Annotated in this window: 17 protein-coding genes; 8 read left to right on the top strand and 9 right to left on the bottom strand. The window is 38.5% G+C overall.

Going from position 1 to position 25,827, the window contains the following annotated elements:
• Positions 1–5 precede the first annotated feature (5 nt).
• The 8 genes from CH362_RS08090 to CH362_RS08055 all read left to right on the top strand — a co-directional run bounded on the left by CH362_RS08090 (position 6) and on the right by CH362_RS08055 (position 9,984).
• Positions 6–1,385 carry a cobyrinic acid a,c-diamide synthase CobB gene (locus CH362_RS08090; RefSeq protein ID WP_100709861.1) on the top strand — a complete coding sequence of 460 codons (1,380 nt, stop codon included), beginning with the start codon at positions 6–8 and terminating at the stop codon, positions 1,383–1,385.
• Positions 1,382–2,077 carry an adenosylcobinamide amidohydrolase gene (locus CH362_RS08085; RefSeq protein WP_100709860.1) on the top strand — a complete coding sequence of 232 codons (696 nt, stop codon included), beginning with the start codon at positions 1,382–1,384 and terminating at the stop codon, positions 2,075–2,077. Before CH362_RS08090 ends, CH362_RS08085 begins: the two co-directional genes overlap by 4 nt.
• Positions 2,074–2,703: a histidine phosphatase family protein gene (locus tag CH362_RS08080; protein WP_244280525.1), complete on the top strand. Its 630-nt coding sequence runs from the start codon at positions 2,074–2,076 to the stop codon at positions 2,701–2,703. The genes CH362_RS08085 and CH362_RS08080 overlap by 4 nt, the downstream gene beginning before the upstream one ends.
• Positions 2,691–3,245 (top strand): bifunctional adenosylcobinamide kinase/adenosylcobinamide-phosphate guanylyltransferase, encoded by a 555-nt coding sequence (gene cobU / locus CH362_RS08075; protein ID WP_100709858.1) that lies wholly within the window; start codon positions 2,691–2,693, stop codon positions 3,243–3,245. The genes CH362_RS08080 and cobU overlap by 13 nt, the downstream gene beginning before the upstream one ends.
• Complete coding sequence (locus CH362_RS08070) at positions 3,242–5,839, top strand: cobyric acid synthase (RefSeq protein ID WP_100709857.1); 2,598 nt, start codon at positions 3,242–3,244, stop codon at positions 5,837–5,839. The genes cobU and CH362_RS08070 overlap by 4 nt, the downstream gene beginning before the upstream one ends.
• Complete coding sequence (gene cbiB / locus CH362_RS08065) at positions 5,839–6,810, top strand: adenosylcobinamide-phosphate synthase CbiB (protein ID WP_100709856.1); 972 nt, start codon at positions 5,839–5,841, stop codon at positions 6,808–6,810. The genes CH362_RS08070 and cbiB overlap by 1 nt, the downstream gene beginning before the upstream one ends.
• A gap of 9 nt (positions 6,811–6,819) precedes the next feature.
• Positions 6,820–7,419 carry a histidine phosphatase family protein gene (locus CH362_RS08060; protein WP_100709855.1) on the top strand — a complete coding sequence of 200 codons (600 nt, stop codon included), beginning with the start codon at positions 6,820–6,822 and terminating at the stop codon, positions 7,417–7,419.
• 414 nt (positions 7,420–7,833) lie between these two features.
• Positions 7,834–9,984 carry a TonB-dependent receptor gene (locus tag CH362_RS08055; protein WP_100709854.1) on the top strand — a complete coding sequence of 717 codons (2,151 nt, stop codon included), beginning with the start codon at positions 7,834–7,836 and terminating at the stop codon, positions 9,982–9,984.
• A gap of 3 nt (positions 9,985–9,987) precedes the next feature.
• On the opposite strand, the gene CH362_RS08050 is transcribed toward CH362_RS08055, so the two are convergent.
• The 9 genes from CH362_RS08050 to CH362_RS08010 form a co-directional block, all read right to left on the bottom strand.
• Positions 9,988–10,749 (bottom strand): response regulator, encoded by a 762-nt coding sequence (locus tag CH362_RS08050; RefSeq protein ID WP_100709853.1) that lies wholly within the window; start codon positions 10,747–10,749, stop codon positions 9,988–9,990.
• A gap of 60 nt (positions 10,750–10,809) precedes the next feature.
• Complete coding sequence (locus CH362_RS08045; RefSeq protein ID WP_100709852.1) at positions 10,810–11,289, bottom strand: response regulator; 480 nt, start codon at positions 11,287–11,289, stop codon at positions 10,810–10,812.
• Positions 11,286–12,449 (bottom strand): sensor histidine kinase, encoded by a 1,164-nt coding sequence (locus CH362_RS08040; RefSeq protein WP_100710233.1) that lies wholly within the window; start codon positions 12,447–12,449, stop codon positions 11,286–11,288. Before CH362_RS08040 ends, CH362_RS08045 begins: the two co-directional genes overlap by 4 nt.
• A 17-nt stretch (positions 12,450–12,466) precedes the next feature.
• A complete protein-coding gene (locus tag CH362_RS08035) occupies positions 12,467–18,793 on the bottom strand; it encodes a HAMP domain-containing protein (protein ID WP_100709851.1) in 6,327 nt (2,108 codons plus the stop codon).
• A gap of 194 nt (positions 18,794–18,987) precedes the next feature.
• A complete protein-coding gene (locus tag CH362_RS08030) occupies positions 18,988–19,620 on the bottom strand; it encodes a response regulator (RefSeq protein WP_100709850.1) in 633 nt (210 codons plus the stop codon).
• 17 nt (positions 19,621–19,637) lie between these two features.
• On the bottom strand, positions 19,638–20,975 hold the full coding sequence (locus tag CH362_RS08025) for a GAF domain-containing sensor histidine kinase (RefSeq protein ID WP_100709849.1): 1,338 nt from the start codon (positions 20,973–20,975) through the stop codon (positions 19,638–19,640).
• A gap of 174 nt (positions 20,976–21,149) precedes the next feature.
• Positions 21,150–22,334, bottom strand: coding sequence for a DUF4785 family immunoglobulin-like domain-containing protein (locus CH362_RS08020; RefSeq protein WP_100709848.1), 1,185 nt, complete (start codon positions 22,332–22,334; stop codon positions 21,150–21,152).
• 43 nt (positions 22,335–22,377) lie between these two features.
• Positions 22,378–23,232 carry a hypothetical protein gene (locus tag CH362_RS08015; RefSeq protein WP_100709847.1) on the bottom strand — a complete coding sequence of 285 codons (855 nt, stop codon included), beginning with the start codon at positions 23,230–23,232 and terminating at the stop codon, positions 22,378–22,380.
• Between the two features lie 195 nt (positions 23,233–23,427).
• The gene (locus CH362_RS08010; RefSeq protein WP_125169716.1) at positions 23,428–25,800 is read right to left on the bottom strand and encodes a sigma-54 interaction domain-containing protein; all 2,373 of its coding nucleotides are present in this window, start codon (positions 25,798–25,800) and stop codon (positions 23,428–23,430) included.
• Positions 25,801–25,827: the final 27 nt, after the last annotated feature.

The following is a 25,827-nucleotide window of genomic DNA, read 5'->3' as shown; positions in this document are numbered from 1 at the left end:
AAATTATGATACAAGAGATCAAAATACCAAGAATACTGATCTCCGGAACGGGAAGCGGAACAGGAAAGACCACATTTACAATAGCTCTTACCAAGGCATTACAATCAAGAGGCCTAAAAGTTTCCGTATTCAAATGTGGGCCTGATTATTTAGATCCAGGTTATCATTCTTTCGTCACGGGTAAAACCTGTCAAAATCTGGATGGATGGTTGATGGGAAAAGAATCAGTAATTTCCAGTTTTGTAAGCGCAAGCCAGGGATCAGACATTTCAATCATAGAAGGAGTGATGGGATTATTCGATGGTCATTCTCCAAATGGAGAAGCAGGCTCCACTGCAGAAATTGCAAAATGGCTCCAGGTCCCTACTATCATATTGATAGATGCATCAGGAATGGCAGCGACTTTTTCAGCAATTGCTTCTGGTATCAAAAATCATGATCCTCAAGTTCCAATCCAAGGTTTTGTCGCTAATTTTTTAGGAAGTAAGAGCCATCTCTCCATTATAGAAACTGCAAGTATCCCTTTACCAATTTTAGGAGGATTTCCTAAGTCTTACGAACACTCCTTTCCAGAGAGACATTTGGGACTTCGTTCTGCAGGGCCTGATATTCTAACTGAAGAAAAGTTATCATTCTGGAAAAACCTATCTGAAGAATGGCTGGATTTAAATAAAATCTTAGAGATCTCAAATTCTGCGCCACCTATTCTTTCAGAAAGTCCCACAATAGTTCAGGAAAAAACCAAAGATTGTAAGATCGGAATTGCATACGATGAAGCATTCCATTTTTATTATGAAGAAAATTTCAAAAAATTAAGGGACTATGGAGCCGAACTTATTTTCTTTTCTCCTCTAAAAGATACAAAACTTCCTGAAGTAGATGGATTATACTTCGGAGGTGGATATCCAGAGTTGTTTGCCGAAAGATTAGAAAAAAATAAAAATCTGACTGAAGAGATTAGAAGTTTTGCAAATTCAGAAAGGCCAATCTATGCGGAATGTGGAGGATTGATGTATCTTTCTTCTGAAATCCAAAACATAGAAGGACAAAATTTTTCTATGCTCGGCTTAATACCAGGTAGAGCGGTCATGGGCCCAAAACTCAAAAGTTTAGGTTATGTAGAAGTTCATACAGAAAAAAGAACTATCTTGGGCGAGGCAGGAATTCGTTTCAGAGGACATCAATTTCGATATTCAGATTTGATTTTAGAAAATGAAGATGATTCGTTATTTTCCTACCATATCAGAAAACGTAAATCTGAACAAACCACTAGAGAAGGATATACTGTTTCCAATGTTTTGGCGAGTTATGTGCACGCACATTGGGCCTCCAATCCTGAAATCCCGAAAAACTTTATAGATTCTTGTAGGAGATTTAAAGTTTGAGCTTTTTTCAAAATGATCATATCCGAGTTTCAGAAACTTGGTTGGAACTCCAACTTTCTAAACCTCATACTTCCTTAAGCTGGGCAGTAGTTGGCGGAGGATATCTAACCACAAACAAAGTGTATTGGCTAAAAGTTTCCAATGCAGATTTAAATACTGAAATTATACCTGAAGAATTTTATAGAAACCGACTGGTGAAAATAGGAGAAAGAGAAGAAGTCTTGGGCTTTATGACAAGCGCTTCCCTCTTGGATCACTCCGTATCCGAAAAAAACTTCGATGGTTTACACATTAGATCTATCGCGACAGTAGGATTAGGAAATGCGGTCAGAGTGGGAGATCGTCCTAAACAAATTAGAAAAGTAGGGACAATCAATTTACTTATTCAAACTTCCGAAACACTTACCTTCTCCGCAAGTATAGAAGCGATATCTATAGCGTCCGAGGCAAGGACACTTGCGGTTTTAGAATCAGAGATCTCTATACAAAGCGAAAATAATTTTGCGACTGGCACCGGCACAGATTGTATCGGTATAATTTCTCCGGTTGGAACGAATGGAATAGATTATGTGGGAAAACATACAAGCTTTGGACATTTGATTGGAGCTACCGTATACGAAGCAGTGAGTCAAGGTATCCTTAAATGGAAGAATGCCAGAAATCTGTCCTTTTCAAGACCAGCAAATATATGAAAAAATCATTATGTTTACTTAGACATCCGAATATTTCTCCTGAATATTCAGGAAGATACTTGGGAAGAAAAGAAGTCTCTCTTTCTGAAAATGGAATCGAAGAAATAGGGAAAATCAAAGAAAAAGTCCAAGACAAATTCCTAAAAGGAAAAGTATATTCAAGTCCATCAAAACAATGCAGAGAAACTTTTGAAGCACTAGGATTTCCGAATGAATCAAAGCACGAATTTAAAGATGAATTACAAGAACTAGACTTCGGGAACTGGGAAGGTAGATCTTTTTCGGAACTCGCAGAATTAAATTTAGAAGGTTTAAAAAAATTTGCAGACTTCTCCCTGTCTTTTAGATTTCCCAATGGAGAAAGTTTGCGGGAATTCCAGTCAAGAGTGGAAATATTCAAAGAGTATATTCTTTCTTCTACAGATTCCAATATTTTTGTTTTAAGTCATGGAGGATTTCTTTCCACTCTACTTTGCTCTCTCTTGGACCTTCCTCATTCATTCTATACAAAATTTAAACTTTCACCTTCTACACTTATTTATTTAGATATTCACAAAAATGGGCAAGCAATCCTAACTGATCTCATTAGAAATTCTTCAATAAGGAGATCTGAATGGCCAGGATAATTTTGATCACAGGTGGATGTAGAAGTGGGAAAAGCAGATTTGCATTAGAAAAGGCAAATTCTGTTGGAAATACAAAATTCTTTTTGGCCACCTGCCCTCGTATAGATTCGGAAATGGATGAAAGGATACAAAGGCATCAACAAGAAAGAATAGGATGGAATACGATAGAAGAAGAATTAGAACTTTCTCCTGTATTTGACTCTATCCCTTCTGAATCAGTTGTATTGGTCGATTGTTTAAGCCTTTGGATCAATAATTTGATGTTTGAAGCAAATAAAAAAAGTTTAAATCTTACCCAAGATCAAATCAAAGATGTTTGTTTAAATTTAGGAAAACATATCCTCGATTCAAAAATGGAAAATGTATTTTTAGTCACAAACGAAGTTGGAATGGGCCTTGTTCCGGAAAATAAGGAAGGAAGATTATATAGAGATCTATTAGGAATCTGCAATCAAATATTCGCTTCCATTGCAAACGAAGTATATTTTTTAGTGAGCGGGATCCCGATCAGGATCAAATCATCCCCGAAAATCAATCTATGAAATCTGATCATATAGAACAGCATGGAGGAAATCTATTTAAGATGGCGAATCTTGCGGGAGTTGATCCCGCAGAAATTTTAGATTTTTCTTCTAACCTAAATCCTCTTGGCTTTCCAGATTGGGTTCGTCCATTGATAAATTCCAGGATCAGCGATTTAATACACTATCCAGATCCAAATTATACAAAGGCCAGAATTTCCTTAGAAAAAAATTGGAATATCCAAAAAGATGAAATTGTTTTTGGAAATGGCGCCTCGGAGCTCATACATATTCTCCCAAAGATCAAAAGGTTTGACTTAGCTGTAATTGCTCAGCCTTCTTATATAGATTATCAAAAAAGTATAAAATTAGCCGGGTTGCAGATCCAAGAAATCAATCTTCAAAAAGAATCTAATTTTGAACTAAACTATGAGGAACTAAGCGAGGTTTTAGAAAATAATTCTGAAAAACAAATTTTAGTTCTATTGGGACATCCAAATAATCCTACCGGAAAACTATTGGATAGAGAGAAGATTTTAAAAATTTCTTCCAAATATAAAAATTCATTTTTCGTAATAGATGAATCTTTTATAGACTTTTGTTCAGGAGATGTTTCTTTCCGAAATTATAGATCTGAAAATCTGGCTGTCCTTTGGTCTTTGACCAAAATTTTAGCTCTTCCTGGGCTTAGGATTGGCCTTCTGTTAGCAGACCCCAAAATTTCTTCCAAAATTTCTGAACTTCTTCCCAGTTGGTCTTTGAATAGTTTAAGTGCTTCTATCATAGAAAAATTCGGAAAAGATCAAAATTTCTTACTTAAAACCAAAGAAAAAATCTCTGAATGGAAGAATACACTGCAAAGTGAACTGGAAGATTTAGGAATTTTCCAAATCTTAAATACAGAGTCAAATTTCATTTTGCTGGAGCTCACTGACCTAAAATATAATATTTCTGAATTAGAAGACCTTCTTCTCAAAGAGTTCAAAATTGGGATCCGAAATTGCAGCAATTTTATAGGATTAGAAAAATATTATATAAGGATAGCAATCAAAACTCAAGAGGAGAACGAAAAACTTATACAAGCACTTCGTTCTATATTTAAGAAAAATCCGAAACCTTCTAAAATAAAAAAATCAAAACCCGCATTAATGCTCCAAGGTACAGCTTCCAATGTCGGAAAAAGTATTTTATCAACTGCATTTTGTAGGATATTCACCCAAGACGGATTAAAGGTTGCACCTTTCAAATCACAGAATATGGCATTAAATTCTTTTGTAACTTATGAAGGTGCTGAAATAGGTAGAGCCCAAGCATTACAAGCTCAGGCTTGCAAGATCAGAGCGGATTACAGGATGAATCCGATCCTTCTCAAACCTTCCAGCGAAAAGGATTCACAAGTTATCTTAAATGGAAAACCAGTGGAAGCAATGGATTTCAGAGACTATATGAAATTCAAGTTAAGCGCATTCGACGAGGTTAAAAAATCTTACGATTCACTTGCGGAAGAATTTGACATGGTGGTCTTAGAAGGAGCCGGCGGAGTTTCAGAGGTCAATTTAAAAGATAAAGATATAGTAAACATGAGAATGGCAGAATATGCCAAAGCTAAAGTATTATTAATCGGCAATATAGATCATGGAGGAGTATTTGGTTCTTTCGTTGGTGCTATGGAAACAATGTCTGAATGGGAAAGAAAACTAGTTTCGGGTTTTCTAATTAATAGATTCAGAGGGATCAAAAGTCTATTAGATCCGGGAATTAAATATTTAGAAGAGACCACTTGCAAAAACGTATTTGGGATTATTTCATTTTTAAACGATTTAAGATTACCCGAAGAAGATTCCTTGGAATTTAAATCTGGAAGTTTGAGCGATACTTCTCCGTTGGGAGATAGGATAGATATAGTTTTAATTGATACACCAAGAATCTCTAATCATACAGATCTTGATTCACTTAGAATAGAGCCGGATGTAAGAGTTAGAATTGCGCAAAGAAAAGAGGAAATCGGAAATCCAGACGTAATAATTCTCCCTGGAAGTAAAAATGTAATCACAGATCTAAACTATCTAAAAGAATCAGGTATTTCAGAAAGTATTTTAAATTTCTATAAAGAAGGAAAAATAGAAATTATCGGGATCTGTGGCGGTTACCAAATGTTGGGAGAGTCTGTTCATGATCCATTCCAAATAGAAAGTAATTTAGGCTCCGCAGAAGGTTTAAATCTAATCGGAGTAAAAACAGTATTAGAAAAAGAAAAATTACTAAAACAAACGGAAGGCACTCACATTCTTTCCGGAAAAAAAGTCTCCGGTTACGAAATACATCATGGAAATACTAAAGAGATCTCTGCCAAATCCATATTTCAAAATGAATTTGGCGAAAGTTTAGGTCATCAAGGGATTTCGGAACGAGTTTGGGGAACATATTTGCATGGAGTATTCGACGAGGACGAGTTCAGAAGATGGTTCTTAGATAAGATCCGAGTTAAAAAAGGAATGAGACCTTTGGGTAAGATCCAAGCAAAATATGAGTTGGAAACCAACCTAGATCGTTTAGCAGACGAAGTCAGAAACTCGGTGAATATGCCTGAGATTTATAGGATTTTAGGTCTCTAATGAATTCCTTATGGATCCTTCCTGCTTCTCTACTTCTTGATTTGGGTTTGGGAGACCCTCAGGGTTTTCCTCATCCTGTTAGGCTTATCGGAAAATTTGCAAGATACATGGAGAAGGTCACAAGAAACTATATTTCTTCTGAAAGACTCGCAGGAACACTTACCGCGCTCTCAGTATATTCACTTTCTTTTATATTCCCTTGGATCATTATAGAATTTTCCCGTTATATCCATCCTTTCCTCGCAGAATTAGCCTCCGCATTTATCATATATACAAGCATCGCTTTAAAAGACCTATTGGATCATAGCAAGGATGTGCATTCGGCACTTCACGAAAATGATCTAGAAAAAGCCAGAACCATGGTGGGAAAAATTGTAGGTAGAGACACAACAAATTTAGAAGAACCTGAAATAGTCAGAGCCGGCCTAGAAAGTGTAGGAGAAAGTCTTGTAGATGGGATCACTGCCCCGCTCTTCTTTGCCGCGCTCGGAGGCCCAAGTTTTGCAATGCTCTACAGATCCATCAATACATTGGATTCACTCTTTGGTTATAAGAATGAAACCTATCTGAAATTCGGTTGGGTCTCTGCAAGAATTGACGATCTAGCAAATTATATCCCGGCAAGATTAACTGCTCCTATACTTTGTATTTCCTCTGCGATATTAGGTTTTCATCCATTAAGATCCTTTAAAATATTGATCCGAGACGGAAGAAAACATCCAAGTCCCAATTCAGGGCTTTGCGAAGCTGCTTTGGCTGGAGCACTAAAAATACAATTAGGAGGCAGAAATTATTATTCAGGAGTTCCAAGTGAGAAGCCAAAATTAGGCGATCCTGATCGAAATTTGGCTCCAAATCTAATCTTAGATGCAAATAAAATTATATTCTTAACCTCCATCCTATCCTCCATTCTATTTTTAGGTTTAGGACAGGTAACTCATCTAATCATTGGGACCTTTTTCAAATCTTGAACTAATCTTATGAAAAAAGAAAAATATCAACTTTTTCTAATAAGACATGGGGAAACCGATTGGAATAAAGAAAGAAGGTTACAAGGGCAAATCGATACTTCTCTATCTGAATACGGTATAGAACAGGCCTCTATATTGGCTGATAGTTTAAAGAATAGAGGGATAGAGATCATCTTCAGCAGTGATCTAAAAAGAGCAAAAGAAACTTCCGAAAAAATCGCCAATGAATTAGGAATAGAGATAATATATCATCCAGGACTCAGAGAGATCCATTTAGGAGAAGCACAAGGAATTTCAGAATTTGAACTTTCTAATATATTTGGAGAAAGGTCTTACACTGCTTGGAAAAGTTTAGATAAAATTCACGATAAGTTCAGATTTCCAGGAGGCGAAAGTAAATTGGAATCAGAATCAAGGATCATCGAAACTATATTAAATTTATTGAAAATGTATGGCAAAAAAAATGTAGCCGTATGCAGTCATGGATTCGTTCTTTCCAGATTTTATGAACAATATTCTTTAAAAAAATTTTCTCATTCTAAACTTGGAAATTGTGAAGTGTTGGAATTATCTATTTCGCTGGATATTTCAGAAAAAATTTATCAATAATTAATATAAATTAGAACAACCTTTTTTAAATTTTATAAAACTTTTTCATTGAACAAAATGAGACGATTCAAAAGATCGTCTTAACTTTCAGGATGAAGTTGGGTGTAACTCCCACGCTGACCCGCAACTGTGATCGGAATAATCAGAAAGATATTATCTTTTTGTTTTTATCTCGCAAGCCAGATCTCCCTGCAGACTTAAACCTCGAGGATAGGTAAGTTTGCATTCTCGCCAAGCACGTCCGTGCATTCGCGAAGGGCCCCGAAAGTTAAAAATCGGGGCTCCCGCAAACCAGGGTAAATTCCTAATTTTGTACATTAGAATAGTTATATATTCTTATTTTATCATAAATTAGACTAACATTCGTTAATTTATCTTTGTTTCGGAAGTTTTCCAAAGAAAACGGACGAAAAAATGAGGCAAAACATTCTTCGGATTGCCGGCCTAGGCATATCCTTATCGTACTTTATGTGCGCAATCTTCTTCCCTATCCATTCTCAGGATGAAGAAACAAAACCGACTAACGGCAAAGAAAGAACAGAAGCAGAAAAATTAGAGCTTAAAAAAAAGATCTCTGAATACAGACCAGATGCAATCGTGATCAGAGACAGAAGATCAAATCTTATTGGGATTGCTTCTTCTGCGAGTGAAGGTGTGGTGGGTGCCGATCAAATTAAAACAAGACCTATTATGAGACAGGGAGAGGTTGCAGAGTTAATCCCAGGTGTGATCGTAACCCAACATAGTGGCGGAGGAAAAGCAAACCAGTTTTTCTTAAGAGGTTTTAACTTAGATCATGGGACAGATCTTGCTTCCAATGTAGATGGAATGCCCGTCAATAATGTTAGCCATGCTCATGGTCAAGGTTATACGGATCTAAACTTTCTTATCCCAGAACTCGTGGAACAAATGCAATATAAGAAAGGTGTTTATTACGCTGACCAAGGAGATTTTGCTTCTGCAGGTGCATTCAATATTTCTTATTTTAAAAGTTTAGCAAAGGGTATCGCGAATGTAGAAGGTGGAACCTTAGGTTATGCAAGAACTCTCATAGCTAAGTCACATAAAGTTGGACCAGGAGATCTTTTATACGCATTCGAGGCTTCTCATAATGACGGTCCTTGGGTAATTTCTGACAACTTCAGAAGGGTAAATGGTGTCACGAGTTATTCTGTAGGTGATAAGCAGAAAGGATTCAGCATCAGCCTTATGGGTTATAGAGGTAGTTGGCATTCCACAGGACAAGCACCTAAAAGAGCTCTCAGGATGGGAGATTCTTGGTTAGATCCCGATTCGGGTTTGAGTCGATTTGAAAGTGTGGATCATAATGATGGAGGATGGTCCAATAGGGCCAGTATTAATTTCGAAGCTCATCGTTTAGAAAAAGAGTACGAAGCAAAGACACAATTTTACGGAATATATTACGATTTACGATTATTCGCAAACTTCACTTATTATTTGGATGATCCAGTGAGAGGAGACCAGCACGAACAAGCAGACAGAAGAACAATCGCAGGTAGTAAATCAAGTTATAAGGATATCAGTGAATTCTGGGGAATCCGTATGGAAAATACGGTCGGACTTCAGGTCAGAAGAGATTTTATCCAGAACGGTCTTTTTCACACCGAAAAAAGAGCAAGATTAGAAACGGTCAGAGAAGACGGGATCATACAGCTTAGCACAGGTATATATTATGAAAACAAGATACAATGGTCCAAAAAATTCAGGACAGTACTCGGCGTAAGAGGAGATTATTATAAATTTAACGTAGATGATTGGGGAAGTAAGGAAAAATCGGAAAGGAACGCTAGTCTCTATAGCCCCAAAGGAAGTATTATCATAGGACCTTGGTTCAAGACCGAATTTTATATAAGCGGAGGATACGGATTCCATAGTAACGATGCAAGAGGTGTGGTGCAAAAAACAGATCCTGCAGATCCACTCGTACAAACAAGAGGCGGAGAAGTTGGACTCAGGACAGAGCCTGTTCATGGGTGGCAATCCACATTCTCGGTCTGGCAACTGGATATGAATTCCGAACTTTTGTTTACAGGAGATAATGGAACCACAGAAGCAAGTAGACCAAGCACTCGAAAAGGATTCGAATGGGCCAATTATTATTCTTATAACTCTTGGCTAATGATAGATGCTGATTTTGCCACTTCCAGATCCAGGTTTAGAAATGAAGATCCTTCCGGGAATTATATACCAGGATCCATCCGCAATACATTAGCATCAGGGATCACGATAAAAAATCCTGATGGTTTTTTTGGATCTCTTAGGGTAAGGTATTTCGGAAATCGTTCTCTAATAGAAGACAATACTGTCCGTTCTCCTGCAACAACTACAGTGAATCTTCAGTTTGGAAGGAATTTTGGAGAAGATCTTAGTGTTGTTTTTGAAGTATTCAATTTATTGAATACTCATGTAAGTGATATTGATTATTATTATGCTTCCAGACTGAAAAATGAACCTGTCGGCCCGAATGAAGGAGGATATAATGATATACATACCCACCCTGCTCAGCCTAGATCGATCCGACTTTCTATGAGGGCAGCTTTTTAGGATTTATTTTTTGACGTAGTCTCGTATCACCAAAATACGATCTACGTCTACTTCCTTATTTCTAGGAACGGATTTGGTAAAAGTAAATACTTCAGTGCTTAGTCCATTTTTAGAAAGTAAAAGCCCATGAGAAGGAACTGATCCCATTGGGATTTTTTCCACTAAATGATTATCTAATTCAAAACTTTCCATATCAGGAAGATTTTTCATACTCAATACATCACCGAGAGGTTTTCCAATCGCATCAGATTCCAACCAACCTGTGAGTTTCTCCGCGGATAAATTCATAAAAGAAATTTGTCCCTTTGAATCAAAAGCTATCACTCCCTCGTGCATATTTCGTAGTTCCGCAGAAACGAGTCTCGCCTTCTCCATTAATTCCTTTTCGACCTCGTGCTTGTACAGGATTAATTCGATCACTATTTGCAACTCTCGAGTCTGAAAAGGTTTTAAAATATAAGCATTAGGTTCTGTTAATTTGGCTCTGGTTAATGTTTGAGAATCAGAAGAGGCTGTGATATACACAATTGGAACATCTAAAAACTTTCTGATCCTTTTTGCAGCGTCTATTCCGTCCAAATATCCGTTTGCAAGAACTATATCTATCAGGATCAGATCGGGCTGGAGTGCAATTGCCTGTTTGACTGCTGTCTCGCCAGTATTAGCAATACTAGGTTCAGGATATCCCATCCTTATCAATCTATGACGGATATCTTGGGCAACAAGTCCCTCATCCTCGACGATCAAAATCCGAGTGTCCTTCATTTCATCTCCGAAAATATCCTAATTTTATTAAATTCGAATATTAATATTTCTAAAATTAGATCAAACACCAGCTTCTTCCGAGGAAGTTCTGATCAGATCCTTTACTCCATGGAGTATGGCAGACATATTCCTTCTTTCTCTTTTTCTTTTTTTATCCAGACCATGTTTGTTTAAAGCAATCTCTATCGCTATTTGCAATTCTTTGGTCTGAAAAGGTTTTAATAGATACCCATACGGTCTTGTAGGTTTACTACGAACAAGAGTAGATTCGTCTGCGTAAGCAGTAAGATAGATCACTGGCAGATCCATTTTATCTAAAATTTCCTGGACTGTCTCTATCCCGTCATAATTCCCTCTGGATAACATGATATCCATGAGCAGAAGGTCCGGTTTATCTAAATAAACTTTTCTTAATGCTTCATTCCCTGTAGAAGCGATACTTACAAAATCATAACCAAGATCAGACAATTTACTAAGTATATCCTTGGCTACAATACTCTCGTCTTCTACGATCAATATCTTTGCTTCGCTGGAGATCATTTTCTGACTCGGCTCCTTTCTCGAAAGACTAAGGTAAACTTGGTCCCCTTGCTCCGATCCAAGATCAAACTTCCGTCTATTTGCTGGGTCAAAGTATTGACTAATTGTAAACCCAAAGAATCCGTTTGTCGATAGTCAATTTCTTCCGGAAAGCCTACCCCATCATCTTCTACAGTCAAAGAATACTCTTCGTATTTAGATGTAATAGAAATTTGGATAGTACCCTCCTCTCTGTCCCTAAACCCGTATTTCAACGAATTTGTAACAAGCTCGGTAACAATTAAGCCGCAATGGATCGCAGTATCCAAAGTTAGATGAACAGATTCAGCATGTATTTCGAATCGTATTCTTGAATTTACTCTATAGGTCCTTAAAAGGTTGGTAACCAAACTGTTCAGATATTCCTGGAAGTCAGTGTGGGCCAGATCTTCATTTTGATATAACAACTCATGGATCAGAGCTATAGACTTGATCCTAGATTGGCAGTCTTGGAACATTTCTAAAGACTTACGATCCGTTATATAGTTTCCCTGCAGACTAAGTATACTAGAAACAATCTGAAGATTATTCTTAACCCTATGATGGATCTCTCTTAGCAGAACTTCTTTTTCTTTCAAGGAAGCAGTTAATGCTTCTTCCGCTCTTTTCCTTTCTGCGATCTCTGTCATCAACTCATTGTTTACTCTATGTAGTTCGAAAGTTCTTTCTTCTACACGGATCTCCAACTCGTCATGGCTTTGCCTTAGAAGTTCTTCTTGGATCCTCAATATTTTGTTTTTCTTATGGAGATCAACAAATACTGCAGCCTTAGATCTTAGGATCTCTGGTGCAGTAGGTTTTACTAAAAAGTCCACTGCCCCTAAAGAATATCCTTTGAACATTCCAGTTTCGTTATTTGCGTAAGCAGTGAGAAAGATGATCGGTATCTTAGCACATTTTTCCCTTTGTCGAATGAGTGCCGCCGCTTCAAAACCATCCATTCCGGGCATCCTTACATCCATGAAGATCAATGCGACTTCATCTGGTTCGTCCAGCAGTGCCTTTAATGCTTCTTCTCCTGAACCTGCCTTAATTAAATTTAATTCAGGGCTCTTAAGAATATGCTCCATTACCTGCAGATTATCCGCATGGTCATCTACTAGTAAAATACTCACTTTCATTGGCTGTTCCATATCTTCTACCTGCACAATAACACCCGAAGCAGAGAAAGCAAATGGTCTACACTTACCGGCTTGGTTATATATTCGGTCGCACCGGCTTCTATACATTTCTCTCGATCCCCTTTCATCGCTTTCGCTGTAAGCGCTAAAATTGGGAGATTTGTAAATTCGACTTTTGAACGGATTACTTTCATAGCCTCATAACCATCCATGTCTGGCATCATCACATCCATGAGAACGATCTCTATGTCTGGATTTTTTTCCAAAATATTAATTCCGTCTAATGCATTCTCCGCATAATGTATTTTCATTTTATGCAATTCCAACATACTCGTTAAAGCGAATATATTCCTTACATCGTCATCTACGATCAGGACCTTATGCCCTTCGAGAGAATATGTATCTCCCGATTTAGAAATGGACTCGGGTTCATGTAAATGGATCTTAATCTCTTCTAAAGAAGTCGCATAAGAATTTACAAATTTTAGAATATTCGAACCATTAAAGGATAGAAGTTTCTGAAAACTTTCCGATCCATTCTCATTGTCCGAATAGAATAAAATCAATGTTCTCTCTGGATCCAATAGTGTGACCTTAGAAACCAAATCTGAAACAGACATGTCATCGAATTCGTTACCGATCAGTATACAATCAGGGATCTCTTTTTGAAGAATGTCCAAAAGTTCCTGGCCTGAATCGATACTTTTCAAAACAAGATCCTTTGAAGTAAGTTTTTCCATTAGGAATTCAGAATGTTCCTTATCTATTCCACAAACATAAAGTGTTTTGTCCGTTTTATGTAAATAGGTTTTGATCTTCTCGAATGCCTCGTTCAAAGATTCGATCCCTACTGGTTTTCTCAGATGAGAGATTGCTCCGATCTCTAAACTTCTTCTCCAATCATTTTCTCCTGAAAGAACATGAACTGGGAGTTGTCTAAGTTTAGGATTGCGTTTTAACCAATTCAGGATCAAACTTCCATCCATATCAGAGAGTTGGACGTCCAACAAGACTGCATTAAAAGATGATTCCTGTAATGCAGATATCCCGCTCTTTCCGTCCAATGCAACTGTTCCCTTAAACCCGTTACTTTTAGCAATTTCTAATAGAGACTTAGCGAATGTTTCGTCCTCTTCTATAATCAAAACCTTCTCTTTAAATTCGTTTTGGGTTTCGTCTTCCAAAACTCTTCGAGTGGCTTTAATCTTACTTCTTACATAAGAATCGCTGGAACCGAAAGAATCATTATCCGGATTCTCAGACCATTTGATTGAATCTGGTTCGATTGGATTTTCTTCGACTTGGATATAATCCAAAGGAAGATATAAGGTGAATTTACTTCCAACTTCCGGTTCACTTTCCAGTTTTAATTCTCCACCTAATATACGAGTGATTTCTTTACTAATAGAAAGCCCGAGCCCTGTTCCTCCGTATTTTCTACTTGTACTTCCATCTGCTTGCCTGAATGCTTCGAAGATCAAGCCTTGCTTTTCTGGAGAGATACCAATTCCAGTATCTATCACAGAGAATGCGATCACACCACCTGCTTGGTTTAAGATCCTATGATCCTTACTCCAGCCGGCAGGAGAAGATTCTATCCTTAATTTTACTCCGCCTTTATGAGTAAATTTGAATGCGTTTGACAGAAGATTCTGAAGAACCTGCTGCAATCTTTGCAAATCAGTAGTGATCCTGGAAGGAAGTTCTGGATCTATTTCTACTTGGAATTTTAAGTCCTTATTTCTTGCAGTTTCCCTAAAAGAACGATCCAAATATCCACCCAACTCCTCTATAGAAACCGAATCCAAATCCACACTCATCTTACCAGACTCAATTTTAGAAAGATCTAATATGTCATTGATCAACTGTAACAGATCGTTTCCGGAACTATGGATTGTTTTTGCGTATTCGGTCTGTTTTTCAGACAGGTTTTTACTCTCGTTATCATACAATAAACGAGAAAGGATCAACATATTGTTCAAAGGAGTTCTTAACTCATGAGACATGTTTGCCAAGAACTCAGATTTATACCTGGAAGTAAGTGCAAGCTGACGAGCTTTTTCCTCTAAGGAGTGTCTTGCTTGTTCTACCTCTCTGTTTTTTCTCTCTACCTCACTGTTCTTTTTGGCGAGTAGTCTTGCTTTCTCTTCCAACTCTTCGTTCTTTTCCTGCAGCTCTTCCCTTTGGTCCTTGAGCATATCCTCGGAAGCTTTCAGGGATTTGGCTTGTTCTTCTAGACGTTGGTTGGTATTAGTCAATTCTTCTTGTCTTCCTTGCAACTCTTCAGTCAGAGTTTGGGATTGGATCAGAAGTTCTTCTGTTCTCATCCCTGCTGCAATTGTGTTCAATACGATCCCGATACTTTCAGTCAACTGATCCAAGAAGTTCAAATGGATCGGAGTGAAGTTGGAGAAAGAGGCAAGTTCGATCACTGCTTTCACTTCTCCTTCGAATAACACCGGCAAGACGACTATATTGATGGGCGGCGCTTCTCCTAAAGCTGAATTGATCATGATATAGCTGGAAGGAACTTGTGTGACTAGTATCCTTTCTTTTTCCAAGAAACATTGGCCTATCAGACCTTCTCCCGGATAGAAACGATTGGATACATTCTTCCTTTCTTGGTAAGCGTAACTGACGAGTAGTTTAAGTAATGGACCTTCTTCCACGTTTTCAGTAATGAAGAATGCTCCATGTTGTGCAGAAACAAGAGGCGCAAGTTCAGATAAGATTAGCTTACTTACGTTGACTAAGTTTCTTTGTCCTTGTAATAGTCTTGTGAATTTTGCTAAGTTTGTTTTTAACCAGTCTTGCTCTGTGTTGATCCGAGTAGTTTCTCTCAAGTTCCGGATCATTTCGTTAATGTTGTCTGATAAGGCTGCCACCTCTCCAGCAGCTTGGATGGTTACTGTTCGAGAGAGATCTCCCTTGGTCACACCAGTTGCCACTTCTGCAATCGCCCTTACCTGAGTAGTTAAGTTAGAAGCGAGCTGATTCACGTTATCTGTAAGGTTTCTCCAAAGACCTGCGGCACCAGGCACACTCGCTTGGCCTCCTAATCTTCCCTCAATACCTACTTCTTTTGCAACCGTAGTCACCTGGTCCCCGAAAAGTCCTAAAGTATCGATCATATCGTTGATCGTATCCGAGAGTTCTGCAATCTCTCCTTTTGCTTCCAAATATAACTTTTTCTTTAAGTCTCCGTTCGCAACAGAGGTCACAACTTTAGCGATGCCCCGTACCTGTGTGGTGAGATTATTAGCCATGAAGTTCACACTATCTGTTAAGTCTTTCCAGATACCTGCGACCCCTTGCACATTTGCCTGTCCGCCAAGTTTACCTTCTGTACCTACCTCTCTTGCAACCCTGGTTACCTCAGAAGCGAAGGAATTCAACTGGTCCACCATAGTGTTGATGGTATCCTTTAATTCGAGGATCTCTCCTTTAACATCTACCGTGATCTTCTTGGATAAGTCTCCTCGTGCAACCGCTGTAGTAACTTCGGCAATATTACGAACCTGACCTGTTAGGTTGGATGCCATCGAGTTCACACTATCTGTTAAGTCTTTCCAAGTTCCCGCAACACCCTTCACATCTGCCTGGCCACCTAACTCTCCCTCAGTTCCCACCTCTCTTGCAACCCTGGTCACCTCAGAAGCAAATGAGTTCAACTGGTCCACCATAGTGTTAATGGTATCCTTTAACTCAAGGATCTCTCCTTTAACATCCACTGTGATTTTCTTGGATAAGTCACCTCGAGCAACCGCTGTAGTAACTTCAGCAATATTACGCACCTGACCTGTCAAGTTAGACGCCATCGAGTTCACACTATCTGTTAAGTCTTTCCAAGTTCCCGCAACTCCTCGAACATCCGCTTGTCCACCAAGTTTACCTTCTGTTCCCACCTCTTTCGCAACCCTGGTTACCTCAGAAGCGAATGAGTTCAACTGATCCACCATCGTGTTGATTGTATTTTTGAGTTCTAGGATCTCTCCTTTAACATCCACTGTGATTTTCTTAGATAAGTCTCCTGTTGCCACTGCCTTGGTAACTTCTGCAATATCACGAACCTGACCAGTCAAGTTACCGGCCATGAAGTTCACACTATCTGTTAAGTCTTTCCAAGTTCCTGCAACTCCTCGAACGTCTGCTTGTCCACCAAGCTTACCTTCCGCACCTACCTCTCTCGCTACCCGAGTTACCTCAGAAGCGAATGAGTTCAACTGATCCACCATCGTGTTGATCGTGTTTTTGAGTTCTAGGATCTCTCCTTTAACATCCACTGTGATTTTCTTGGATAAGTCACCCGTTGCAACCGCTGTAGTAACTTCGGCAATATTACGAACCTGGCCTGTTAGGTTAGATGCCATCGAGTTCACACTATCTGTTAAGTCTTTCCAAGTTCCCGCAACTCCTCGAACATTTGCTTGTCCACCCAGTTTACCTTCTGTTCCTACTTCTCTCGCAACCCTGGTCACCTCAGAAGCGAATGAGTTTAGCTGGTCCACCATCGTATTAATGGTATCCTTTAACTCGAGGATCTCTCCTTTAACATCCACTGTGATCTTCTTGGATAAGTCACCTGTTGCAACCGCTGTAGTAACTTCGGCAATATTACGAACCTGTCCCGTTAGGTTGGAAGCCATCGAGTTCACACTATCTGTTAAGTCTTTCCAAGTCCCCGCAACACCTTGCACATCTGCCTGTCCACCCAGTTTACCTTCTGTACCTACCTCTCTCGCAACCCTGGTTACCTCAGAAGCAAATGAGTTTAGCTGGTCCACCATCGTGTTAATGGTATCCTTTAACTCGAGGATCTCTCCTTTAACATCTACCGTGATCTTCTTAGATAAGTCACCTCGAGCTACCGCTGTAGTAACTTCGGCAATATTACGAACCTGACCTGTTAGGTTGGATGCCATTGAGTTCACACTATCTGTTAAGTCTTTCCAAGTTCCCGCAACACCCTGCACATCTGCTTGTCCACCCAAGGCTCCTTCAGTTCCTACTTCCCTCGCAACCCTGGTCACCTCAGAAGCAAATGAGTTTAACTGATCCACCATCGTGTTGATTGTGTTTTTGAGTTCTAAGATCTCTCCTTTAACATCCACTGTGATTTTCTTAGATAAGTCTCCTCGTGCAACCGCTGTAGTAACTTCGGCAATATTACGCACCTGACCGGTTAGGTTAGATGCCATCGAGTTCACACTATCTGTTAAGTCTTTCCAAGTTCCCGCAACACCTTGCACATCCGCCTGTCCTCCCAAGGCCCCTTCAGTTCCCACCTCTCTTGCAACCCTGGTCACCTCAGATGCAAATGAGTTTAGCTGATCCACCATCGTGTTGATCGTGTTTTTGAGTTCTAGGATCTCTCCTTTAACATCCACTGTGATCTTCTTGGATAAGTCACCTCGAGCTACCGCTGTAGTAACTTCGGCAATATTACGAACCTGACCGGTTAGGTTAGATGCCATCGAGTTCACACTATCTGTTAAGTCTTTCCAAGTTCCCGCAACACCTCGAACATCCGCTTGTCCACCAAGCTTACCTTCAGTTCCTACCTCTCTTGCAACCCTGGTTACCTCAGAAGCGAATGAATTAAGCTGGTCTACCATCGTGTTGATCGTGTTTTTGAGTTCTAGGATCTCTCCTTTAACATCCACTGTGATTTTCTTAGATAAGTCTCCTGTTGCAACCGCCTTTGTAACTTCTGCGATATCACGCACCTGACCAGTCAAGTTAGACGCCATCGAGTTCACACTATCTGTTAAGTCTTTCCAAGTTCCCGCAACTCCTCGAACATCTGCCTGACCACCAAGTTTACCTTCAGTTCCTACTTCTTTTGCAACCCGAGTCACCTCAGAAGCGAATGAGTTTAGCTGATCCACCATGATGTTTACGATCTTGGCTGTTCTAAAAAATTCTCCTTTAAGAGGTCTTCCGTCTATTTCCAAAGACATATTCTGAGAAAGGTCACCGCCTGCAACGGCACCTATCACTCTCATAACTTCCGTATTTGGTTGTACAAGATTTCCAATCAGAGAGTTGATTGAATTCATACAGGCTCCCCAAGAACCTATAGAAGAAATTCCACTTACCCGTTGGGAAATTTTACCCTCTTGCCCTACCTCGTTACTGATCCTTTCGAACTCTTTGACCATTCTATCGTTTTGGTCCATGATATCGTTTAATAAGTCTGAAATTTTACCAGCGATCCCTACTTGATCTAAAGGCATTCGTTTAGAGAAATCTCCACGCTTAAACGCAGTGAGAACTTCCAATAATTGTTTTGGATTTATAGAATCTTTATCTTGTTTGGGGTCTATTGTAGGGGCATTCTTCATGGTAGGACCTAAACCTATAACAAAAGGTTAATGAGCACAAAGGAGAATGATGGCGTAAAATTAAAGGAATAACAACAAAAATTATTTCATAGATACATCGTATGGACTACGTTAAACGAGGAATTTTTCTGTCACAGGAAATGTGACAGAAATTAAAGGACATTAGAAAAACAAGTTACTTCAAGTTTAGAAATTTATTCCAGAAGTTTATGATCATAAGCATAACGAACAAGCTCTTGCGTGGATTTCAAACTCATCTTTTCAAAAATTCTAGCTCTATATGTGTTTACTGTATTCACACTTAAACCAAGGTCTTCAGAAATAGATCGAACGTTCTTGCCTTTCACTAAAAGCATTAGTATCTGAAATTCTCTTTCTGAAAGAGTTTCATGAGGAAGTCTGTCCGTTGGTTTAGAAAGTTCTCTTACCAACATCTCTGTTGCTTCCGGACTAATATACCTAGAACCTTCGATCACCTTACGCACTGCAGAGATGAGTTCATCTCCGGCACTTGCCTTAGTGATATAACCGGATGCACCCGCCTTCAAAGCTCGAACTGCAAATCTATCTTCTGGATACATGCTTAGGATAAGCACCCTAGTATCTGGAGAAAGTTTATGAACATATTTTAATATATCCAAACCGCTCATCAATGGCATGTTAATATCGAGGATCAAAACTTGAACAGATTGAGCCGCAAGATAATCCAAAACCTGCTGCCCGTTTTCCGCCTCGTAAACGATCTCTATATCTTCCTCTTCCGAAAGGATCTTTCTTAAACCTTCTCGGATCAATAAATGATCATCAGCTATCAATGTGGAAATCATAGGAACTCCTCCTTATTTCAATTTGAGATTGGTATTTTTACTATAACACTTGTGCCTTTCTCTGGTTCACCTGAGATGGAAACTTCTCCGCCTAAGACCACTGCTCTTTCTCTCATTCCAATTAGCCCGAGAGATTTAGATTGGTTCATCTTTTTAGGATCTATTCCTATTCCATTGTCTTGTATTTTTAGAATTAGAAATTGCCCTTCTTCCAAACAAGAGACTTGGATAGAACTCGCCTTGGAATGTCTGGCTGCGTTAGTTAACGCTTCTTGGAAAATACGAAACACTGCGATGGATGCATCTTTTTCTAAGGATAGAATTCCTGCAGGGATCTTGATTTCGCAGCGAATTCCCGCTCTTTTTTCGAAATCTTTGGCATACCATTCTATACCTTCTAATAAGCCCAAATCCTCTAAAATTAGGGGCCTAAGCTCCGTGGCGATCCTCTGCACAGATTCGATGCCTGAGTCAGCTACCTTGATCATGGACAGAAGTTCGGATACCAATTTTGAATCGGAAACCTTAGACTTTTGAAAATTATTTTTTAGTAATGTAAGATCTATTTTAAGAACAGTTAATAATTGCCCTAACTCGTCGTGAACTTCTCTTGCGATGAGAAGTCTTTCTTCTTCCCTTACCTCTTGTAGCCTTGCAGATAAAGCTCTTAATTGTTCGCCAGAGGTTTTCAGATGATTCTCTGCATCCCTTCTTTCAAATACCCTTCCTATTTGGGAACTGATATGAGAAACGGCTTCGAAAAAAGAAGGATCAGTAGATTCATTTCCGGAATAAAATTCTAAGACACCTACTAAGTTTTCCTTAACTAAGATCGGGATTCCAATTGCTTCTTTGATACCTGCTTTAATCGAAAGTTCTTTTATATCTCCTTTTAAATAAGAAGGAAAGTTTTCAAGTAAGATTGGTTTTCTTCCACTTCTAACCCTTTCAGTAAGAATAGATTCTTGTTTCTTAGATTTGGTCCTTAATAAATTCCTAAACTCTTTTAGGAATTTTTCTTCCCTAGAGAAAGAGATAGAAGAATATTCTGGTCTTTCAGATTCTTCCAACACTAAACATACTAAACCTAATTTCCAATCGGCAATCACGCAGATCCTATCTACAGAAAATTGAAGCACTGACTCCACATCATTTGCTTCGTTTGCGGCGGTAGCCACTTGTTGTAGAAGATTTAGAACAGAGATCTTTTTTAAGAGTTCGTCTTTTGTATTTTGGTCGGGTATATCAAGATCTTGTGAGGAATCTTCCGTTGAAAAATCCTCACTTATTCTCGAAAAGGACTCCGAGAAAGAACCGTAACTCGGCTCTTGGTCGATATTCGAAAAGCCTTGCACACCGCGATTATCTTCCTAAAATTTTCAAGTTTCAATCTGTTTTTCGCCTAACAATACTAAAAACTCGGAAAACATTACATACTTTTGATAGGGGGTTACTCAACAAAAAAGCCTATTTCATCGATAAAGGAACTTTAAAATAGGCATAAATGAGAAAATAGTAATATGTGAAACTTAAGGACCTAAATTCTTTTTAAGACTTTCCAATTCTGCGATTCTTTTTCGTTTATCAATAGAATCATATTCTTTCTCAGCAAATTCTTCTAGACGATAATACTTCGTAGTATATTCTTCCGTACTATAAGGTACCAATTTACGTTTAGGTTTATCGTCTTTGATTCCAGATAAAAATTTATCCACTTCTTCTTGGCTTCCTGTTAAAGAGTCAGATTGAATTACATCCGTATTTAAATGTGCTCTCAAATCCTTTAGAACATAAGGACCTGATTGCCTGGATCTCCAAAACAAACGTCCGAAAAATTCCAATCCGATCGTCTGCCTTCCTTGTTTTAAATAGATTTCTTTTCGAGAAGTTCCAATCGGTTCTCCGGCTCCGTACAAATTTGCCTGTATAGTATATTCTCCGGGCTCTTTCACATCCATCTCCGTAAAAATTTCCAAAGAACCTTCTTCGATTTTATCAAAGAATTTATTTGATACGAATTTTGCCGGAGAAACGGGAGAAGAGAAGAATGCTGCCGAAAGAGAATATTCGGCGGAATTAGAATCCGACGGAATTTTAAAATTAACGGTTAAGTTCATATCCGCCCAATCTTCCTTTCTTGGCCGAAACAGAAACGTATAAGTTCCATCTCCTGAAATTTCGTCTCCTGATAAACCGCTATCGTTTCCGAAATCCATATCCAGATTGGATTTCTTAGCTCCCGCTCTCGCTTCTAATCGAACCGATTTCAGATCTAATCTTTCTTTAGCACTAAATCCAGCTCGAAAACAATATAAGAATATTCTCATATTTTCACCTTCCACCAAAGAATGATATTCAGGCTGTAAACTGCATAAAAATCCTGAGTCCTTATAATTTCCGCCAGATTTTACAGGCATGATTTGAGGAGGGACTCCGATCTTTCTAAATTCCAAAATGTCTATATCCATTCTGGATAAAGGCCTGCTGTCCGGAGGAAATTCAGACCAAGTTTTATAATCTGATATAATTGTGTCGGGATCCGGCTCTTTCCAAAAGGAATATCCGGAAGTTCCGGCGCCCAAACTAGGATCATAAAACGGATTTTTTTCGGATATTTCTATTCGATTAGAATTCTCCGAATCATTTATAAATATATATAATCCAAGAGAAAGAAAGGAAATCGTGAATAAAATATAGAATAACGTTTTCTTCATAATCATACCTCTAAGGGTCCGTAAAATACGGACCCTTTATTTATTATGGAACCCCGTGATATTTTACGTCGTTATGACCTTCTGCATGTGGGATATCCAACCCTGTGATCGGAACCAGTGGATGCATATAATGTCCATCCCAAGGGGTGATCAGCTTAGGAGTTTCCCAAAAACATAATGCACAACTTCTGATTTTTTCTCCCATACATTTGGAAAACGCACCAACGGATCTATAGCCGCAAGAACTATGAAATGCGACTAGACTATCATCTTCACCTGGTAGAAACGGATCTGCGATAAAGATACTCTTCTTCGCAGCCAAATGATAGAATAAGGTCCCATTATTTCGATTATGATCGAATAAGGAACGGGCAGAAGTAGTTACTAATGACTGGATCGCGTCCCTAGATTGAATCAACGCGTCACCGAGTCCGCCTTGGATATTAAAAACAACTTTAAGGATATCAATTGCAGTATCGCCTAGGTTTGCAATCTCGGAACCCCCTTCTGCAGAAACGATTTGTGTCGCATACAGAATATTATAAATTCCTGTTTTATTATACATCGAAACAGTCCCCGCTCCGGTAAATCCTCCTAACGAGTCATCTATCAATCTGCAAGACTTCCCCTGGTCTTTGCGACAGTACTTATTCAACATTTGCAAAAGCCTTACGCTTCCGCCACTTGAATCAGAAACGAACGGATTTCTCCTACCGTCATAACCAACATACACGTAATCACCTACCGGAGGAACTTTCCAATAAGCACAAACCGTTTTGTCTTGGCAGGCCTCGTTTGATTCGGTCAAACTCATTCCATGAACGTAAATAACTTTCTCCGCATGCAAAGAAGCAGAAAGTAAGAACAAGGATAATAGAATCCATATCTTCTGTTTCATTTTAAACATCTCTCCTATTCGCCCGATCGGGCATATAGCCCTTAGCAATAGGTGTGCCAATTTTTAAAATAACAGTTATCATACATAAAATAGCGTTAAACGGCTATTTAGAGTATTTTGTGATAAAGCAGAAAGATATTTAGGATGGGATCGACAAATTTTTGACGACGAAGATTTGACGATGACAGTTTTTTGTCAGTGTCTTTCTTCCGAAATTCCTAATTCCTTAATACGATAAGTAAGAGTTGTTCTTTTAATCCCTAAATATTCAGCAGCTTTCGTTTTGTTTCCATCAAATAATCTTAAAGCTTCTTCCACTAAGGATTTGGTATAAAATTTTATTTCTTCATCTAGTTGAACTTTCTGAAGTTTAGATGTACTAATCGAAAACTTTCTGGAAGCCGATTTAGAATTTTTCAAGATCTCGGGAAAAGATTCTAAATTCAGAATCCCATCTTGTTCAGAAACCATAGATCTTAAAATTGTATGTTCCAACTCTCGGATATTACCTGGCCAAGAGTAATTCATGAGCAAACTAAAAACTTTAGAATCCAATTCAGGAGCAGGCCTGCCTATTTCTACAGAGAATTTTTCCAAATAATAACGAATCAAATACGGAATATCTTCCGGTCTCTCTTTTAATGAAGGACTTCTCAAATAGAAAACCCTGATCCTATATAATAAATCCTCTCTAAATCTTTTTTGAAGAACCTCTCTGTCCAAATCTTTATGTGTCGCGAATATAAATCTACATTCAGCTTTTAAAACTTTTTCGGAACCCACCTGAGCAAATTCATTATCTTGTAATACCCTTAAAAGTTTCGCCTGCATGGATAAAGGCATCTCTCCGATCTCGTCGAAAAACATGGTTCCACCGGAAGCTTCTAAAATTTTACCGGCTCTATCCGAATAAGCGTCTGTAAACGCACCTTTTTTATGTCCGAAGATTTCCGATTCCCATAATGATTCAGGAATGCTCGCACAATTAACTGCTACGAAAGGAGAATCATTTTCCTTTCCGTGAAGTAGTCTTGCGATAAGCTCCTTTCCAGAACCGGTCTCTCCGTTAATTAAGACAGGATATCTGAAGTTCTTCGCTCTATCTACGTCTTCCAGCAACTTAGACATTAAAGAACTTTTATATACTAAGACTCTGTCCCCGAATTCTAATCGTTTAGGTTCAGAATGTATACTTTCCTTAAGATTAAGAATTTCTTCACTCACTTCAGGCATATGTTGTTTTGCCCTTTCCAACAAAGAAAGTATTTCCCGAAAAGAACCCCTCAGGGACTCCAACTCATCCATGCCGCTTATAGGTGAAGAAACAATTCCACGGGAATTTCTTTCAATATCTTCTTTCAATTGTCTTAAAGGAAGTATAATGCTAGCTCTGAATAATAAGGGAAGAAATAATAAACAAGAAACAACCGATATTAAGATCCAAATAGAAACAATACTCGCTGATTCATTCGCTCTAATTCTGAATTTGGTATAAGGATAAATCTTCCAACCGGCATCTTTCTCGGAAGAGAATCCAAAAACAGGATTCGAATGAAATTCAAAAAAAGTAAATCTATTGTCATAAGAACTCTGGATTAGATTTACTTTGAAATTTTCAATTTCTGAATTCGGGATAAAGATCGGTTCTTCTCGATTCGTATTTTTGGAAAAAATTTCAGGCTTTTGATTATCCAATTCGGATTTAAAAGAATCTAAATCTTTCTCTTGATAGTATCTTCCCGGAAATCCGCATAATAATAATACGAATACCAAAGCGACTCCGGTCAAACGCGGAGTAAAACCAGTCCTTCCAGCAGGAGAAAGTGTATAAACCAAGGCATACGCGGAGAATATCAAAAGAATTCCGAAATTCATCCATTCTGCAAGCGCAGCATTTCCGATCAAATATACGTATGCGGAAAGAAACAGAACGTTTAAAGTAATTTCAAATATCGTAATACATGTGAGAAAAAAATTTGCTTTAAAACTTATATTTCGCGTCCATACATCTTTGAAATTTTGAATCCCATGCCTTTTAGAGCCCGACTTCGAATAGAAAAAGAACATTTTTCTGATTCCTACAACTAAACTTCCGCAATAAAATAGAAGGGATATAGAAGGAACCAAAATAGAAATATATGTGGAGCCATAAGAATGAACTGGTAATAACCATCTTCTACCTTCTTGAAAATGAAACAGATAGTCTATAAGCGCAATACCCGCCATCAAAAACGAAATCCATAACACCCATCTTGCCTCCCTTTTAAAGATAGTTTCTGCAAAATGGTAAGAAAGTTGCAATCTAGCCGCGGAAGCGAAACAAATACTGCAGGCAAATATCCAAGCGTATGCCGCTGCCTCCGAATAAATGCTGTATCCTAAAAAGTAACCAAGATTGAATAAAAATAAGAAACTAAAATATAACGCAAGCCATGTTGTCGCATTATCTTTTGGCCTTCTGAACCATAAATGAATTGCGATTAAAAAACTAAGGATCGTAGGAGTTAATCTTCCTACAGAATGAATTGTAAGTTCTAACATTCGTATGGACCAAGCACTGTCTTTCAACGAATCCGCTTGGCAAATAGAAAATAA

The sequence above is a fragment of the Leptospira saintgironsiae genome, from assembly GCF_002811765.1.
GTDB classification, from domain to species: Bacteria; Spirochaetota; Leptospiria; order Leptospirales; family Leptospiraceae; genus Leptospira_B; species Leptospira_B saintgironsiae.
Note: the sequence above shows the minus strand (reverse complement) of the source record. Positions and strands in the feature narration are given on the sequence as shown.